The organism is Actinomadura sp. HBU206391 (genome assembly GCF_014323665.1).
In the GTDB taxonomy this organism is placed as follows: domain Bacteria; phylum Actinomycetota; class Actinomycetes; order Streptosporangiales; family Streptosporangiaceae; genus Actinomadura_C.
On sequence record NZ_JABVEB010000035.1, the window covers coordinates 34,050 to 49,634 of the forward strand.

The 15,585-nt window shown below is 70.3% G+C and carries 16 protein-coding genes and 1 tRNA gene; 5 read left to right on the forward strand and 12 right to left on the reverse strand.

All coding sequences use genetic code 11. The features are described from left to right. Nucleotides 1-182: 182 nt before the first annotated feature. Both HKK72_RS14415 and HKK72_RS14420 read right to left on the reverse strand, forming a co-directional pair. Nucleotides 183-255, reverse strand: a tRNA-Gln gene (locus tag HKK72_RS14415). A 231-nt stretch (nt 256-486) separates the two neighbouring features. Beyond that, nucleotides 487-1,425, reverse strand: coding sequence for an ADP-ribosylglycohydrolase family protein (locus HKK72_RS14420; protein WP_187234855.1), 939 nt, complete (start codon nt 1,423-1,425; stop codon nt 487-489). Between the two features lie 142 nt (nt 1,426-1,567). Between HKK72_RS14420 and HKK72_RS14425 the strand changes: the two genes are divergently transcribed. The 3 genes from HKK72_RS14425 to HKK72_RS14435 all read left to right on the forward strand — a co-directional run bounded on the left by HKK72_RS14425 (nt 1,568) and on the right by HKK72_RS14435 (nt 3,993). Continuing rightward, entirely contained in the window at nt 1,568-2,524 is a 957-nt protein-coding gene (locus tag HKK72_RS14425; RefSeq protein ID WP_187234856.1) for an acyl-CoA desaturase, read from the forward strand. Between the two features lie 153 nt (nt 2,525-2,677). After that, nucleotides 2,678-3,451 (forward strand): TetR/AcrR family transcriptional regulator, encoded by a 774-nt coding sequence (locus tag HKK72_RS14430; RefSeq protein WP_315987248.1) that lies wholly within the window; start codon nt 2,678-2,680, stop codon nt 3,449-3,451. A gap of 68 nt (nt 3,452-3,519) precedes the next feature. Continuing rightward, entirely contained in the window at nt 3,520-3,993 is a 474-nt protein-coding gene (locus HKK72_RS14435) for a hypothetical protein (protein WP_187234857.1), read from the forward strand. 91 nt (nt 3,994-4,084) lie between these two features. Here HKK72_RS14435 and HKK72_RS14440 read toward each other — a convergent pair whose 3' ends face one another. Next, nucleotides 4,085-4,882 (reverse strand): trans-aconitate 2-methyltransferase, encoded by a 798-nt coding sequence (locus HKK72_RS14440; protein ID WP_187234858.1) that lies wholly within the window; start codon nt 4,880-4,882, stop codon nt 4,085-4,087. 83 nt (nt 4,883-4,965) lie between these two features. Here HKK72_RS14440 and HKK72_RS14445 point away from each other — a divergent pair, with 83 nt between their 5' ends. Beyond that, the gene (locus tag HKK72_RS14445) at nt 4,966-5,481 is read left to right on the forward strand and encodes a MarR family winged helix-turn-helix transcriptional regulator (protein ID WP_187234859.1); all 516 of its coding nucleotides are present in this window, start codon (nt 4,966-4,968) and stop codon (nt 5,479-5,481) included. A 95-nt stretch (nt 5,482-5,576) separates the two neighbouring features. Here the strand turns inward: HKK72_RS14445 and HKK72_RS14450 are convergent, their stop codons facing one another. The 3 genes from HKK72_RS14450 to HKK72_RS14460 all read right to left on the reverse strand — a co-directional run bounded on the left by HKK72_RS14450 (nt 5,577) and on the right by HKK72_RS14460 (nt 8,904). Further along, nucleotides 5,577-7,394: an ABC-F family ATP-binding cassette domain-containing protein gene (locus tag HKK72_RS14450; protein ID WP_187234860.1), complete on the reverse strand. Its 1,818-nt coding sequence runs from the start codon at nt 7,392-7,394 to the stop codon at nt 5,577-5,579. Nucleotides 7,395-7,459: 65 nt separating this feature from the next. Beyond that, nucleotides 7,460-7,861, reverse strand: coding sequence for a hypothetical protein (locus tag HKK72_RS14455; protein WP_187234861.1), 402 nt, complete (start codon nt 7,859-7,861; stop codon nt 7,460-7,462). A gap of 140 nt (nt 7,862-8,001) precedes the next feature. Further along, nucleotides 8,002-8,904 (reverse strand): 4-(cytidine 5'-diphospho)-2-C-methyl-D-erythritol kinase, encoded by a 903-nt coding sequence (locus HKK72_RS14460; RefSeq protein WP_315987249.1) that lies wholly within the window; start codon nt 8,902-8,904, stop codon nt 8,002-8,004. A 118-nt stretch (nt 8,905-9,022) separates the two neighbouring features. Here HKK72_RS14460 and HKK72_RS14465 point away from each other — a divergent pair, with 118 nt between their 5' ends. After that, on the forward strand, nt 9,023-10,630 hold the full coding sequence (locus tag HKK72_RS14465) for a serine/threonine-protein kinase (RefSeq protein ID WP_315987250.1): 1,608 nt from the start codon (nt 9,023-9,025) through the stop codon (nt 10,628-10,630). A gap of 49 nt (nt 10,631-10,679) precedes the next feature. On the opposite strand, the gene HKK72_RS40955 is transcribed toward HKK72_RS14465, so the two are convergent. From HKK72_RS40955 to HKK72_RS14490, 6 genes are all read right to left on the reverse strand, one after another. Then, nucleotides 10,680-10,937, reverse strand: coding sequence for a Uma2 family endonuclease (locus HKK72_RS40955; RefSeq protein WP_261986812.1), 258 nt, complete (start codon nt 10,935-10,937; stop codon nt 10,680-10,682). After that, nucleotides 10,913-11,257, reverse strand: a complete 345-nt coding sequence (locus HKK72_RS40960) for a Uma2 family endonuclease (RefSeq protein ID WP_261986813.1) — start codon at nt 11,255-11,257, stop codon at nt 10,913-10,915. Before HKK72_RS40960 ends, HKK72_RS40955 begins: the two co-directional genes overlap by 25 nt. 47 nt (nt 11,258-11,304) lie before the next feature. Next, nucleotides 11,305-12,177, reverse strand: coding sequence for a 16S rRNA (adenine(1518)-N(6)/adenine(1519)-N(6))-dimethyltransferase RsmA (gene rsmA, locus HKK72_RS14475; protein ID WP_410050302.1), 873 nt, complete (start codon nt 12,175-12,177; stop codon nt 11,305-11,307). 78 nt (nt 12,178-12,255) lie between these two features. Then, entirely contained in the window at nt 12,256-13,038 is a 783-nt protein-coding gene (locus HKK72_RS14480; RefSeq protein ID WP_187234865.1) for a resuscitation-promoting factor, read from the reverse strand. Between the two features lie 255 nt (nt 13,039-13,293). Further along, nucleotides 13,294-14,124, reverse strand: coding sequence for a TatD family hydrolase (locus tag HKK72_RS14485; protein ID WP_187234866.1), 831 nt, complete (start codon nt 14,122-14,124; stop codon nt 13,294-13,296). Nucleotides 14,125-14,205: 81 nt separating this feature from the next. Next, the coding region (locus HKK72_RS14490; RefSeq protein WP_187234867.1) for a methionine--tRNA ligase at nt 14,206-15,585 on the reverse strand (1,380 nt) is incomplete at its 5' end.

Genomic DNA, 15,585 nt, shown 5'->3' on the forward strand with positions numbered 1-15,585 from the left:
ACGGGACAGTCGGGCCGCACGGGAGGCGCCATATGGCCGACGACCTGCGTGAACACCAGTGATGGCAGGCCACGGCCCGCCCGACCATCGAAGGATACCGTCCGGCCTGTCGCTGTCACTCCGACAGGTTGTGATTGCCCTGCCGCACCACGGGGGCGGCATGCGCTGTGGACATCGGTGTGCTCCGCCGCCAGGGATCGAACCTGGAGTCTTCTGGACCAAAACCAGCTGCGTTGCCAATTACGCTACGGCGGATCGAGCGGACATCTCTTCAGCAAAAGGAAGAGCCTCGGTCAAGGCCAACGATACCGGCCCCGGCGGGTTCGCCCACAACCCAATTGGACCGTGTCCCGGTGCGGGCGCTCCCCGCGCCGGACGTACCGATACCACCTGACGGCCGCTCGATGGCCGAAGACTCGGCCGCGATATGCGCGGCGCCGGCCATTGCCATTCCGCCGCCGGCGTCTTTCCGCCGCGAGCGACCATTCATCCGAGCGGCGCCCAGGCGGGCAGTGGCTCGCGGGCCGCGCGCCAGGCGGCGGGGATCCCCTCCGCGCCGACCCGGGCCGCCACGATCCCGCCGACGATGGCGGCAGTGGTGTCCACGTCGCCCCCGACTGCGACGCAGGCGCGGACCGCCGCTTCGTAGTCGTCCCCGTGGCGGGCGGCCACCCACAGGGTGAACGGCACGGTGTCGGGTGCCGTGATCCGCGAGCCATTGCCGAGATCGTGTGCGGCCCGCTCCACCGAGTGGCCGCGCATACCGAGCGCCCGATCCAGCCCGCGCCTCACCTGACCGGCCGGTACGAGATCCAGAGCCGCCTCGATGAGGTCGCCGGCGACGAAGCCCGATGACGCGTCGGGCGGGCCGGACCCCGGGGCCGGCCCCGAGTCGGGTTCCGAGGCAGAGCCCGCAGCGGCGAGCGAGGCGGCCACGGCGACCGCGACGGCGCCGGCGACTCCCTCGGGGTGCGCGTGGGTCACCTCCGCCGAGGCGACCGCCTCGGCCGCCGCCCGCTCCGGGTCGCCGGCGAAGTACGCGCCGAGCGGCGCGACCCGCATGGCGGCGCCGTTGCCGTACGACCCGTTGCCCCCGAACGCCTCCACCGACGCCGTCTGCCAGCGCTCGCCGTCCCGTACGCGCTCCAGCAGTTCCAGCGCTCCGGCGCCGTAGCGCCGTCCGATGTCCAGGCGGGTGGCGAAGGCCCGCGCCAGGGCATCCTGGTCAATGGACCCGCAGCGCAATAGGACATCGAGGACCGAGCACGCCATCTCCGTGTCGTCCGACCATTCCCAGGGGGCCGCAGGGAGATCGACCGAGGCGGACAGGCCGCGATTGGACAGCAGGAAGAACTGATCGCCGAAGGCGTCGCCGACCGATAGACCGGTCAGCGAGTCGAGGGCGGGTCGGTGGGTAAGAATCATGAGACCAATCCGTTATAAAAGCCACGTCACGTCGGGTGTGCCACACGTTCACGTCGGCTTCAGCCACGAGGGGTTGGTTTACTTACGCGAGCGTAGGTTACGGTTGCGTAGGTAAGGTCTCCCTCAGAGAGAGCGGTGTCCCATGACCGAAGCTCCCGTCCTCGATCGCGCATCTGCACAGGTCCGTTCCGAGATCGAGCCGGAGCCCTCAGGCACGTTCGAACGTGTCCTCACCGGAGTTTTCACCGGCGTCCCCTTTCTGGCGCTTCTCGCCGCCGTCCCCCTGGCATGGACCTGGGGACTGCTCGGCTGGAGCGACGTCGCGATCGGCGCGGTGTTCTACTTCATCACTGCGGCCGGCATCACTGTGGGCTTTCACCGGCATTTCACGCACGGCTCGTTCAAGGCCGTACGTCCGTTGCGCATCGCGCTGGCGCTGGCCGGCAGCCTGGCCATCCAGGGGCCGGTGATCACATGGGTGTCCGACCACCGCCGGCACCACAAGTACTCGGACAAAGAGGCCGACCCGCACTCGCCGTGGCGGTTCGGCTCGGACTGGAAGGCCCTGACGAAGGGGCTGTTCTGGGCGCACTACGGCTGGTTCTTCGACGAGAAGCGCACCTCTCAGGAGCGGTTCTCCCCCGATCTGCTCGCCGACAAGGACATCCGGCGCATCGACCGGGCCTTCCCCGCGCTCGTCGCGGTCTCGTTCCTGCTGCCCGCCGTGCTCGGCGGCCTGATCACCATGTCCTGGCAGGGTGCGCTGACCGCGCTCTTCTGGGCCTCCTTCGTCCGGATCTCCATGGTCCACCACGTGACCTGGTCGATCAATTCGATCTGCCATACCTTCGGCGTCAAGGACTTCGAGGTCCGTGACAAGTCCCGCAACGTCTGGTGGCTGGCGATCCTGTCCCTGGGCGAGTCCTGGCACAACCTGCACCACGCCGACCCCACGTGCGCGCGGCATGGCGTGCTCCCGGGCCAGGTGGACATCAGTGCCCGTATCATCTGGACGTTCGAGAAGTTCCGCTGGGCGAGCGACGTCCGGTGGCCGAACGCCGCACGGCTGGCGAACAAGCGTGCGGTCCGCCAGGGCTGATCCCTCGACCTTGCGCCTCGGTCCGGCAGGACCGAGGCCGCCGGCGCGAACGGTCCGGCAGGGCGCTCATGTTTTCCGCCGGCGTCCGGGCGAGCGGCCGGAGATGCGGGATGATCACTTCTTTCCCGTGAAAGGCGGACCATCATAGATCCCGTGACTGAACCAGCGCCTCGGTCCCGCAGGAAGCGGATGACCGGGAAGGAACGGCGTGAACAGCTGCTCGACATAGGCCGTGGCCTGTTCGCCGAGCGCGGCTTCGACGGCACGTCGGTCGAGGAGATCGCTGCCAAGGCGGGTGTGTCCAAGCCCGTGGTCTACGAGCACTTCGGCGGCAAGGAAGGCCTCTACGCGGTCGTGGTCGACCGCGAGATGGAGCGGTTGCTCGCGGTGGTCACCCGGGCGCTCACCGACGGCGTCCACTACCGGGACAAGCTGGAGCAGGCAGCCCTCGCGTTGCTCGAGTACATCGAAGAGTGCAGCGACGGGTTCCGCATCCTCGTGCGCGACTCGCACGGCGCCGCGGGCACCGGGAGCTTCGCCAGCCTCCTGAGTGAGATCGCCCACCGGGTCGAGCACATCCTCGGCCGGGAGTTCGATCGCCACGGCTACGACGACAAGCTCGCGCCCATGTACGCGCAGATGATCGTCGGCATGGTCGCGTTCACCGGCCAGTGGTGGCTGGAGGCTCGCAAGCCCAAGCGCGAGGAGGTCGCCGCACATCTGGTGAACCTCGCGTGGAACGGGCTGTCGAGGCTGGAGCCCAAGCCGTACCTCGACCCACGGCGACGGCGCAAGGAGCGCGAGAAGCTGGAGAAGAGGGCGGAGAAGGCGGCCGCCAAGGCAGAGCGCAGGAACCGGAAGGGCGACGACGACGCACCCGAGGCGCCCTGGGTCCCACAGCAGGCCGAGAGCCCGGGACCGGCCTGAGCGGTCGCCCGGAAAGCGTCCGAGCCACACCCTAGAGTTCGAATGTCAGTTCGAACGAAGGGTGAGTGATGGACACTCCGGCATCGATCCCCGCTCCGACCGCCTGCTCCGTCGCGCCCGTGCTCGACCGGGCCGAGATCAAGCGCTTCGCGGACACGCTCGCCGCCATCGACCGCGACGCCGTGCCCGCCGACCCACTCGGCCGTGAGATCCATTTAGCCGTCACCGAGCTGCACCGGTTCGGCGTCAGCGAGCCCACGAACGAACGGCTGGCCGAGCTGCTGGTGCCGCTCGACCGGGCGCTCGCCGCCCTGAGCCCCGCTCATGTCGGCCGCGCGACCCCACGCGCACTGGTCGAGCTGGTGCTCCGGGTCGACGACGCCAAGTCGCTGCTGGAGACACCCGATCTGGGCGTCGTCGCGACCGAGGAGCTGGCCGGCCGGCTGCGCCGGTTGTACGGGGGGATCGTCTCGCTCCGCGGCGCGTCGTCCCGGCTGCACCGAGCATGGCGTGCCGCCTCGGCCGGCGGGGAGGACCGGTGACCGCGCGTCGGAACGTCGGCAGGTGACCGCCCCGATCGGTGGCCCGATACCCCCTCCGGGTCACCGACCGGGGTCCTCCGAAAGTTGGTTCTCAGCGCACCCGCTGAGCCACGACGAAGATCCGGCGGAACGGGAACACCGTCCCGAACGGCCTGCGGGGATAGGCGTCCCGCAGCCGGGCGGCGTACTCCCCGAGGAATTCGGCGGCGTCCTCGGCGTCCAGCGCGCTGAGCACCGGGCGCAGGGCGGTGCCCTTGACCCACTCCAGCACCGGATCGTCGCCCTGCAGAACCTGGGCATATGTCGTCTCCCAGGCATCGACGCGGCACCCGTGCCCGGCGAGCAGTTCGAGGTACTCGCCGGGTGATCCGACCGGATGCCATCGCATCACGTCGGCCAGCCGGGCCCGCCACCGTGGCGACCGGCAGATCTCCCGCAAGAGTGCGTGGCTCGGGGCGTCGAAGTTCCCCGGCACCTGGAAGGCCAGCCGGCCGTCCGGCGTCAGCGCCTTGATCCATTGCGGTAGCAGGTCACGATGCGCGGGCACCCATTGCAGCGCCGCGTTGGAGACCATCACGTCCACGGGCCGGCCGTCGCCGGGTGTCCAGTCCGCCAGATCGCCCACTGTGAAGCGCAGCCCGGGAGCGGCGTGCTCCTGAGCCGCCGCGATCATCTTGGCCGAACTGTCAATCCCCTCGACCTCGGCGGTGGGCCAACGCTTCGCCAGCGAGGCGGTGAGCTCACCGGATCCACAGCCGAGGTCCACCACACGCCGGGGATCCGTGGCAGGCACCCTGCTCACCAGTTCGAAGAACGGCCTGCTCCGCTCGTCGCCGAACAAGCCGTACTGCCTCGGGTCCCACGCATCGCCGTGCGCCTGTCCGGACATCGAGGAGCCTCCCCTCACCGCTATCGTGACGCCGATACATTATCTCGACGTCGAGACAGGTAGGCTCGTCCACTGTGGAGGGTGTGGAGGATGAGGTCGACCGGCTGGTCGCGGCGTGGGGGGTGGAGCGTCCCGATCTCGACATCGAGCCGCTGCACGTCCTCAGCCGGGTGTCCAGGCTCGCGCGGCATCTGGATCGGGCCAGACGCGCGGCGTTCGTCGCCCACGACCTGGAGTCGTGGGAGTTCGACGTCCTCACCGCACTGCGCCGGGCCGGGCGGCCCTATCAGCTGAGCCCCGGCCGGCTCCTTCGCGCCACCCTCGTCACCTCGGGCACCATGACCAACCGGATCGACCGGCTCGCGGCGGCGGGGCTCGTGGAGCGCCACCCGGATCCACAGGACAAGCGCGGCGTGCAGGTCCGGTTGACCGAGGCCGGCCGCCGTCGGGTCGACGCGGCCTTCGCCGACCTGCTGGAGCGGGAGCGCGGGCTGCTGGGCGGGCTCAGCTCCGCGGAGCAGCGGCAGTTGGCCGGGCTGCTGCGCACCCTGATCGTCCCCTTCGACGCCGACGCCGCTGAACCCGGCCCGCCCGCGTAACCCGGCCACGTCGATGTCGAGTTGCGGCGTGTCGTGGGTCTCAACGGCGGACGACCAACGACACGCCGCAAGTCAACGACGTACCCCCGCCGGTCTCAGGCGTCGAGGTCGGCGGCGAGGAGCAGCCACTGTTCCTCGGTCTCCTCACGCTCGCCCTGCACGGACTTCAGCTCCGCGTTGAGCTCCAGGAGTCTTCCGTAGTCGGTGGCATGCTCGACGAGCAGCTCGTGGAGTTCGCTCTCACGTCGGCCGAGTTTTTCGAGCCTGCGATCCAGCCTGTCCAGTTCCTTGCGGGCCTTCCAGTCCTGCCCGCCGCCTCTCGCCCCGCCCCCGGAGCCGCCGCTCGACGGGCCCGTTACCGCACCGGAGGCCCCGGCCGCCGGGGCCCGGCCGGCCGGAGCGCTCGCCGGAGCCGCCGGGCCCGTACGGGCCGAGCGGCGGCGCTCGAGGTACTCGTCCACGCCGCCTGGCAGCATCCGGAGCCCGCCGTCGCCGAGCAGAGCCACCACGTGATCGGTGATCCGCTCCAGGAAGTAGCGGTCGTGGCTGACCACGACCAGCGTCCCGGGCCAGCCGTCGAGGAGGTCCTCGAGCTCGGTGAGCGTCTCGATGTCGAGGTCGTTGGTCGGCTCGTCGAGCAGCAGCACGTTCGGCTCGCTCATGAGCAGCCGCAGCAGCTGAAGGCGACGGCGCTCCCCACCGGACAGGTCGCCGACCGGCGTCCACTGGGCGTCGCCGCGGAAGCCGAGCCGTTCCAGCAGCTGCCCGGCGGTGAAGTCCCGCTTACCGACGGTGATCCGCCGCTTGATCTCCTCGACGACCTCGAGCACCCGGCGCGAGGGGTCGAGCTGCGCGACGTCCTGGGACAGATGGGCGAGCTGCACGGTCTTGCCGCGGACGACCCTGCCTCCCCCGGGCGTGACCGACCCCTCGAGCAGCCGCAGCAGCGTGGTCTTGCCGCTGCCGTTGACCCCCACGATTCCGATCCGGTCGCCAGGCCCGAGCCGCCATGTCACGCGCTCGAAGATCTGCCGGGTGCCGAGCTGGAGGCTCACGTCCTCGACGTCGTAGACGGTCTTGCCGAGCCGTGCGGTCGCGAACCGGGTGAGCTCGACCTTGTCGCGGAGCGGCGGGACGTCGGCGATCAGCGCCTGTGCCGCCTCGACCCGGAATCTCGGCTTGGACGTGCGGGCCTGCGGACCACGGCGCAGCCAGGCGAGCTCCTTTCGCAGCAGGTTCTGCCGCTTCTCCTCGGCCGACGCGGCGATGCGGGAGCGTTCGGCCTTGGCGAGCACGTAGGCCGAGTAGCCGCCCTCGTAACGCTCGACCCGGCCGTCGACGACCTCCCACGTGCGTTCGGTGACCTCGTCGAGGAACCACCGGTCGTGGGTGACGACCACCACACCCGAGCGCCGGGCCTTGAGATGCCCGGCCAGCCACACGATCGCCTCGATGTCGAGGTGGTTGGTGGGCTCGTCGAGCACCAGCACGTCGCTCTCGGGCACCAGCAGCCTGGACAGCGCCACACGGCGCCGCTCGCCACCGGACATCCCGTTCGGGGAGGAGTCGAGGTCGACGCCTTCCAGCAGGCCGGTGAGGATCTCGCGAGTGCGGGTGTCGCCCGCCCACTCGTGTTCCGGCCGGTCGCCGATGACGATGTCACGAACGGTCGCTCCGTCCGGGAACTCGTCCCGCTGGCCGAGGTAGCCGAGCCGCAGATCCCGGGCATGGGTCACCCGGCCGTCGTCGGGGTCGACGAGCTTGCCGAGTATGGACACGAGGGTGCTCTTGCCGCCGCCGTTGCGGCCCACGACGCCGATGCGCTCGTTCTCCTCGACGCCGAGTGACACGGCGTCGAGCAGCGGGCTGGGGCCATAGGCCTTGCTGACGGTCTCGAGATTGATGAGGTTCACGACACCCACAAGGCTAGTGGCTGCGCCAGGTGGTGCGGAGCGTTCGGCCTCCAGGCCCGGCTGACCTAGTCGGAGCCGGGCGAGCCCTCCTGGCCGCCGGGGTGGCCGGCGCCGCCGTACGGCGGGCCACCGCCCTGGTGGGGAAGGCCGCCCTGGCCGTACGGGCCGGGTCCGGCGGGCGGCGTGCCGGGCTCGGATCCGTGACCGGGCGGCGGGAAGCCCTGGGGGTCCCCGTACCCCTGCCGGCCTGGCAGACCTGGGCCGAACGAGGGCGGGTACCCGTGCTGACCGGCGGATCCCTGCTGCGGACCGTACCCCCGCTGCGGAGCGCCGTGCGGACCCGGGGGATACGCAGGTGGGCCACCCTGCCCGCGTCCGGACCGGGTGACGGCCATGACCACCGCCACGATCGCCCCGATGACGACGGCCAGCAAGATCAGGATGATAAGGAGGCTGATGACGCTCATGGAGACCCTTCCCACGGTCTGTCGCCACGGCACGGAAGCACGGGGACACTACCCCAACCGCCGACGGTCACAACCAGATCATGTCGGAGATCCATGGTCGGATCCCGGGACCGGACCGCCGTCTCCGGCCGGCCGGATGCTCACACGACAATCGCTCCCGGCACCGGCCCGTACGCGCGCACGGTCGACCGGGCGACGCCCGCGTCCGACAGGGCGGCCGCGAGGTCGAGAGCGTGCGCGTCCGACTCCGCAAGGAACGCGCAGGTCGGGCCGGATCCGGACACGAGCGCGCCGAGCGCCCCGAGTTCCCGGCCGACTGTGAGCGTCCGCCGCAGGGAGGGGCGCAGCGCGAGCGCGGCCGGCTGCAGATCGTTGGTCAGCGCCGAGCCCAGTTCCTTGACGTCCCCGGTCGCCAGGGCGTCGATGAGCCGGTCGGACGCCTCGGGCGGGCGCACCTTCTCGCCGTGCCGCTCCCGAAGGCGGTCGCATTCGGCGTAGACCGCGGGCGTGGACAGACCGCCGTCCGCGAGGGCGAAGACCCAGTGGAACCGGCCGTCCACCGGTACGGGGGTCAGCCGCTCCCCCCGCCCGACTCCGATGGCGGTGCCGCCGAGGAGCGCGAACGGCACATCGCTGCCGATCGCCGCGCCGAGCTCGGCCAGCTCGGCCGCCGTGAGCCCCGCCCCCCACAGGCGATCGCATGCGACGAGCGCGGCGGCCGCGTCGGCGCTGCCGCCCGCCATTCCGCCCGCCACCGGGATGGCCTTGTGGATCCGCAGCCGTACGGCGGGCCGCACCCCGATCCGCTCGGCGAGCAGCCGGGCGGCCCTGGCGGCGAGGTTGTCGTCGTCGGCCGGGACCTCCTCGGCCGACGTGCCCTCGACACGCACGAAGAGATCGTCGGCTGGGGTCGCGGTCAACTCGTCGAACAGCGACACGGCATGGAAGACGCTCACCAGGTCGTGGTAGCCGTCATCGCGGAGCGGCCCCACGCTGAGCTGGAGATTGACCTTCGCGGGCACACGCACGCTTACGGCTGTCACACTCAGAAAGCGTAGGGGACCCCCGACAACCGGCGATCTCCGGGCACCATCGAGCCCCGCGCGTACGTCTGACTTGGGTACGGTTTGCCTACATTGACAGCATGGAGGGGCTTGCCCGGTGCAGGAGCAGAAGGGGCAGGCGAAACTGCCCAGCGGTGCCGAACCGCTGAGATCCGGCGATCCCACGGCGATCGGCGCGTACGAGTTGGTCGGCAGGCTGGGTGAGGGTGGCATGGGCGCCGTCTACCTCGGCCGGGGGGCCGGCAACCGGTTCGTCGCGGTCAAGGTGATCCGCCCGGAACTGGCGGCGGACCGGACCTTCCGCGCCCGGTTCCAGGACGAGGTGACGAACGCGCAGCGGGTGGCGTCGTTCTGCACCGCCCAGGTGCTCGGTCACGGTGAGCAGGACGGCAGCCCCTACCTCGTCACCGAGTACGTCGACGGCAAGCCGCTGGACGAGTACATCGCGAACCAGGGTGCGCTGCCTCCGGGCACACTGCACGGCGTCGCGGTCGGGGTCGCGGCGGCGCTCACCGCGATCCACTCCGTCGGGCTCGTGCACCGGGACCTCAAGCCGTCCAACGTCATGTTGTCGGTGTCCGGACCCCGAGTGATCGACTTCGGCATCGCACGGGCGACCGACGCCGCCGCACAGCACACCCAGACCGGCTTCGTCGTCGGGAGCCCCGGCTGGATGGCGCCGGAGCAGGTGATGCGCGGTGAGACCACCACGGCGGTCGACATCTTCGCGTGGGGCACGCTGGTCGCCTTCGCCGGCACCGGACGCCATCCGTACGGCACCGGCACGCTCGTCACCATGGCCGCCCGGGCGCAGAACCACAAGCCCGACCTGGACGGCCTGCCGGAGGAACTGCTCGGCCTCGTCACGCGGGCGCTCGACCCCGAGCCCGAGCGGCGGCCCTCGGCACAGCAGCTGCTGCTCTCCCTGGTGGGCGGCGCCGAGGAGCCGTCGACCGGCCAGGACGCACAAGCGGTGGCGGACCAGGTCGCGGATCAGGAGCTGGGCCGCACCTGGGTGGCCGAGGCGCTGCCGCCGGACCTGATCCCACCGCCGTGGGTGCCGCCGTCGCCGCCGCGCGGCGTCCCGATCCCGTCCCACCAGTACACGCCGCCGCCGGTCCCGCTACAGCCGCCTCCGGCGCCTCCACGGGCACAGACGCCTCCGCCGATGATGCGGCCGAACTACCCGCCGCCGCCCAGGCGGCGTCCGCGCCGGAAGGGACCCATCGGCTGCCTGATCGTCCTCATCATCGTGATGGGCCTGATCATCGTCGCGGCCATCGCCTTCCGCGACCGGCAGCCCACCGAGGGCAGGGTCGGCCGGCCGGCCCCGGACGGCCAGTTCACCTTCATCGTCCGGAGCCCGGTGAGATGCGGCAAAGAAGCCGCGATCCGGGGGGTACAACCCGCCCTCGCCCAGCTGTGCCAGGTGCGGGTGACCGTGGAGAACACCGGAACCGACCAGCGGACACTGTCACCGAACCATCAGAAGCTCATCGAGGACAGCGGCACCGTCATCGATGCCAGGTTGCTCATGCGCGTGGGTACCAAGAACAGACTGACGCAGGCCCCCGCCACGCCACTGGCACCCGGCGAGACGTTCTCGGGGGTTCTGGTCTTCGACGTGGGCACGGGGTTCAAGCCTGAGGCGGTCGAACTCCACGACGCCGACCTGAGCAACGGCGTCCGCATCCCCTTGCCCTGAGCCCGCCAGACGCGTCGCGGCACGACCGGAGCCGTGGCGCTCGCCGAGATCAGATCATGTCGCCGGTGTCCAGGCTGAAGGAGAACGGGGCAGGTAGTTCGATCGTCTTCCCGAACACCCCGGAGTGGCTCTCGGTGTAGTCATCGCCGGCCGGCTCGCTGAACAGCGTCACGGTTTCCCTCTCCCGGTCCACCAGGAGATAGAGGGGGATGCCGCCGCGCGCATAGCAGTGGCGCTTGGCCTCGCGGTCGTTGTCGGGACGCGACGACGTCACCTCGACGATCAGCGCGAGACCATCCGGGCGCATGTAGGCGGCCTCATCGGCAAAAGGTCCAGTGCCACGGGCGCGAAGACGCCGTCGGGGATCGCATGGTTCTTCGGGCAAGAACCGCCGCTCGGCAGGACCAGCACCCGGTTGCCGGAGAAGTCCATCTCCGCCTGCGACATCCGCATCACCTGACGGACGATCCGGCTGATGGCCCGCTCGTGATGTCCCCCGGGAGGCGGCGACACGATGATCTCCCCATCGATCAGCTCGGCCCTGAAGCCATCAGGGGTCCGCAGTGCCAGAAAGCCCTCAAGAAGGACGTCCTCCGGCAGATGCGACTCGTAGGCCATCGCCGTCATGCCGACTCCTTCCCCTCTTGGCCTCAGCATTGGGAACAACTGCATGATCACGGGTGGGTGACGGGGCGGTGCTCGGCGATGCGGGCGAAGGCGTTCACGTCGAGGGCCTCGCCGCGTGCCGTGGGATCGACGCCCGCGGCACGAAGGGCCTGTTCGGCCGCTACCGGTGATCCGGCCCACCCGGCGAGCGCGGCCCGCAGGGTCTTGCGCCGCTGCGCGAACGCCGCGTTGACGGCCGCGAACACCGCTTCGCGCGACACCGCCGCGACCGGCGGTTCTCGACGGGTGAAGGAGACCAGGCCCGAGTCCACGTTGGGCATCGGCCAGAACACCGCCCTTCCCACCGGTCCGGCACGGCGCGCCTCGGCGTACCAGGCCATCTTCACCGAGGGCACACCGTAGATCTTGCTGCCCGGCGCGGCGACCAGCCGGTCGGCGACCTCCGCCTGCACCATGACCAGGCCGTGCCGTAGCGATGGAAGAGTGGCGAGCAGGTGCAGGACGACAGGGACCGCGACGTTGTACGGAAGGTTCGCGACCAGCGCGGTGGGCTGCGGTCCCGGTACGCCGTCGATCTGCAGCGCGTCCGCGTTGATGACGTCGAGCTTGCCGGCCCGCTCAGGTGTGCGATCCGCCACGGTGCCGGGCAGCGCCGCCGCCAACGTCCCATCGATCTCGATCGCGACGACGCGCCGTACCTCGGGCAGCAGGGCCAGCGTCAGCGACCCCAGCCCCGGCCCGACCTCGAGGACGACATCGTCAGGGCCGAGGTTCGCCGCCCGCACGATACGGCGCACGGTGTTGGCGTCGATGACGAAGTTCTGACCCAGCGTCTTGGTCGGCCGGATGCCCAGCCGTGCGGCCAGTTGCCGTATGTCCGCCGGGCCGAGCAGCGGCGTCTCTGTCTCACGCACCCGCACAGTCTCTCAGCCGCCCGGTACGCCCTCCGCCGCCGAGCCGCCCGGGCGGATCCGGATGCAATGGCCGGGAGGGCGCGGTCAGCTGAACAGGTACTTGCCGCAATGCGGCCACTGCCCCTGCCAGCGGCCCTGCACCCTGTTGTAGAGCTGCTGGGCCCGGTAGGTCTGCTCGGCGGGGGTGGCGTCGGAGGGCCGGCCGGTGCCGCCGACCGACGCCCACGAGGCGAGGGAGAACTGGTAGAGCCCGTAGTAGCCGGCCGAGTTGATCGCCTTGGGATTGCCGTTCGACTCGCAGTCGGCGAGGCCCTTCCAGTTGAGCCGCGCGGCGGCCCCGCCCGTGGGTGCGCCCTTGGTGCCCACCGCGACGATCTGCGCCACCGGCTTGCGCTTGATCCGCTGGGCGATGATGGCCTTGACCTTCTTGCCCTTCCGCGGAACGTAGGCGACCCGGACCACCCTGATGCCGGGACGGCCCTTGCGCAGGACCTTCTCGTCCCAGACGAACATCGTCTTGTTCTTCTTCTTGATCACGGGCGGCGGGATGGCGAGCGTCCGCGTCACGGGCTTGGACAGCAGCCGGTACACCTTGATCTGCGCCGCGGGCGGCTGGTCGAGAGCCGGCCGGACCAGGTCGTAGGGGCCAACCTCGATGCCCAGCTCGCTGAGCACTTCGCGGACGGTCCCGGCCGTGGTCATCGTCTCCTTTCGGCCACGATCCGCGAAGACGACCACCTTGACGGGAGGTCGCGCCGCCCGGGCGTTATCGGCGACCGTCTGCGGCGAATCCTCGTCCTTGAAGACCATGAACGCGGATGTCGTCACGACGAGCAGCGCCACGACTCCCGCGACCAAGATGATCATGACTTTGGGGGAACGACGCACCTGTCCTCCGATAACTTTCGGCAGCCCCCCGCTCACCAGCCACAGACAGTACGGTCACCGCGCCCCCCGCCGCCACTCATTCGACGAAACCGCGTGGGACGGGTGAGACGGGACGGATCGCCCCGACGAACCCGGGAATGATCACGAAATCACCGGCGGGGACGGCCGGAACCCGCCCACCGACGGGCGGGGCGCCGCCGCCGAGCGAGTGTGGGTCACCGAAGGGCGCGGGGGTCACCAGGGGCCGAACAGGCGCTCTCCGTTGGCCGCGATGGCGGTGCACACCTCGGCGACGTCGACGCCCTTGACCTCGGCCACGCAGCCGACGGTCAGCGGGATCAGGTACGAGGCGTTGGGCTTGCCGCGGTGCGGGACGGGGGTGAGGAACGGCGCGTCGGTCTCGACCAGCAGCAGCTCCAACGGCGCCACCTCTACGGCCTCGCGCAGCGCCGCGGCGTTCTTGAAGGTGACGTTCCCGGCGAAGCTCATCACATAGCCCCGATCGGCACAGACCCGGGCCATCTCGGCGTCGCCGGAGAAGCAGTGGAAGACCACCTTCTCGGGCGCGCCCTCCTCGGCCAGGATGCGAAGCACGTCGTCGTGGGCCTCACGGTCGTGGATGACCAGGGCCTTGCCGGTCTGCTTGGCGATCTGGATGTGCGCCCGGAAGGACCGCTGCTGGTCCTCCACCGGCGCCCAGTCCCGGTAGTAGTCGAGCCCCGTCTCGCCCACCGCGACGACATGCGGCTGCAGGGCGAGTTCGGCGATGTCCTCCAGGACGTCCTCGCGGATGCCGGTGGTCTCGTTGGGGTGGATCGCCACGCCCGCGTAGACGTCGCCGTGCTCGCGCGCCACCCGGGTCGACCACCGAGACGACTTGAGGTCGCAGCCGATCGTCATGACCCGGCGTACGCCCACGGCGTGCGCCGCCGCGAGCGCCCGCGGCACCGGCAGATCGAGCAGGTCCAGGTGGCAGTGGCTGTCGAACACCTCGACGGGGAGCCGGTCCGGCAGTGGCGGGTAGGCCGCACCCTGGAAGCCGTCGCTGCCGCGATTACTGCTCATGGATGGCTCCACTCGCCTCCGAGATCCTGCGCGCCGTCGATCGCGGCCCGGCCCGCCTCGGTGACCTCAACGAGCCATCGGTCACGCCTGTTCCAGCCGGGCGAGTTCCTCGTCCACGATCTTGGGGTCGAGCTTCTTGAACAGCGGCGTCGGCTTGGCGAGGGGGGTCCCCGGCTTGATGGGGCGGTGCTCCCATCGGGCCTCGTCGTCGTACCGGCCGGTGATCACCGAGTAGGTCGCGCCGTCCTCGGACACGTCCTGGAGCTCCGGCATGCCGGACCAGCCGCTCTCTCCGCCGAGCATCTCGTGGACCTTGCCCGAGGAATTGGGCAGGAACGGGGTGAGCAGTGTCTTGGCGTCGTCGACCACCTGGAGGGCGACGTGCAGGACCGACCCCTTGCGCGCGGGATCATCCTTGATCTTCCACGGCTCCTGCTGTGAGAGATAGGCGTTGGCGTCCCGTACGACGTCGAAGGCCTCGGTGACGGCGTTCTTGAACCGCGACCGGTTCAGCTCGGCGCCGACGGCGGCGAAGGCGCTGCGGCTGCGCTCGAGCAGGGCGCGGTCGGCGTCGCCGAGCTCGCCGGGCTCGGGAACCGCCCCGAAGTCCTTGGCCGCCATCGTCACCGACCGGTTCACCAGGTTGCCCCACTGGGCGACGAGCTCGTTGTTGTTGCGCTCCAGGAAGTGCTGCCAGGTGAAGTCGGTGTCCTGGTTCTCGGGGCCGGCCACCGCGATGTAGTAGCGCAGCGCATCGACGTCGTAGCGCTCCAGGAAGTCGCGCACATAGATCACGACCTGCCGGGACGAGGAGAACTTCCGGCCCTCCATGGTGAGGAACTCCGAGGAGACGACCTCGTTCGGCACGTTGAGCCTCCCGAGCGAGCCCGGCTCGCCGCCCTTGTCGCCGAGGCCGCTGTAGCCGAGCAGCATCGCCGGCCAGATCTCGGAGTGGAAGACGATGTTGTCCTTGCCCATGAAGTAGTACGACAGCGCCTCGGGGTCCTGCCACCAGGCGCGCCACGCCTCGGGGTCGCCGGACCTGCGCGCCCACTCGACCGAGGCGGAGAAGTAGCCGATGACCGCGTCGAACCACACGTACAGCCGCTTGTTCGGCTGGTCGCGCCAGCCGTCCAGCGGGATCGGCACGCCCCAGTCGAGGTCGCGGCTGATCGCCCGTGGCTGCAGGTCGTCGAGCAGGTTGAGCGAGAACTTCAGCACGTTGGGCCGCCACTCGCCCTGTTTGGACCGCAGGTACGAGCCGAGCGCGTCGGTGAACGAGGGCAGGTCGAGCATGAAGTGCTCGGTCTCGGCGAACTTGGGCGTCTCGCCGTTGATCCGCGACCTGGGGTTGATCAGGTCGATGGGGTCGAGCTGGTTGCCGCAGTTGTCGCACTGGTCGCCGCGCGCGCCGTCGTAGGAGCAGATCGGGCAGGTGCCCTCGATGTAGCGGTCCGGCAG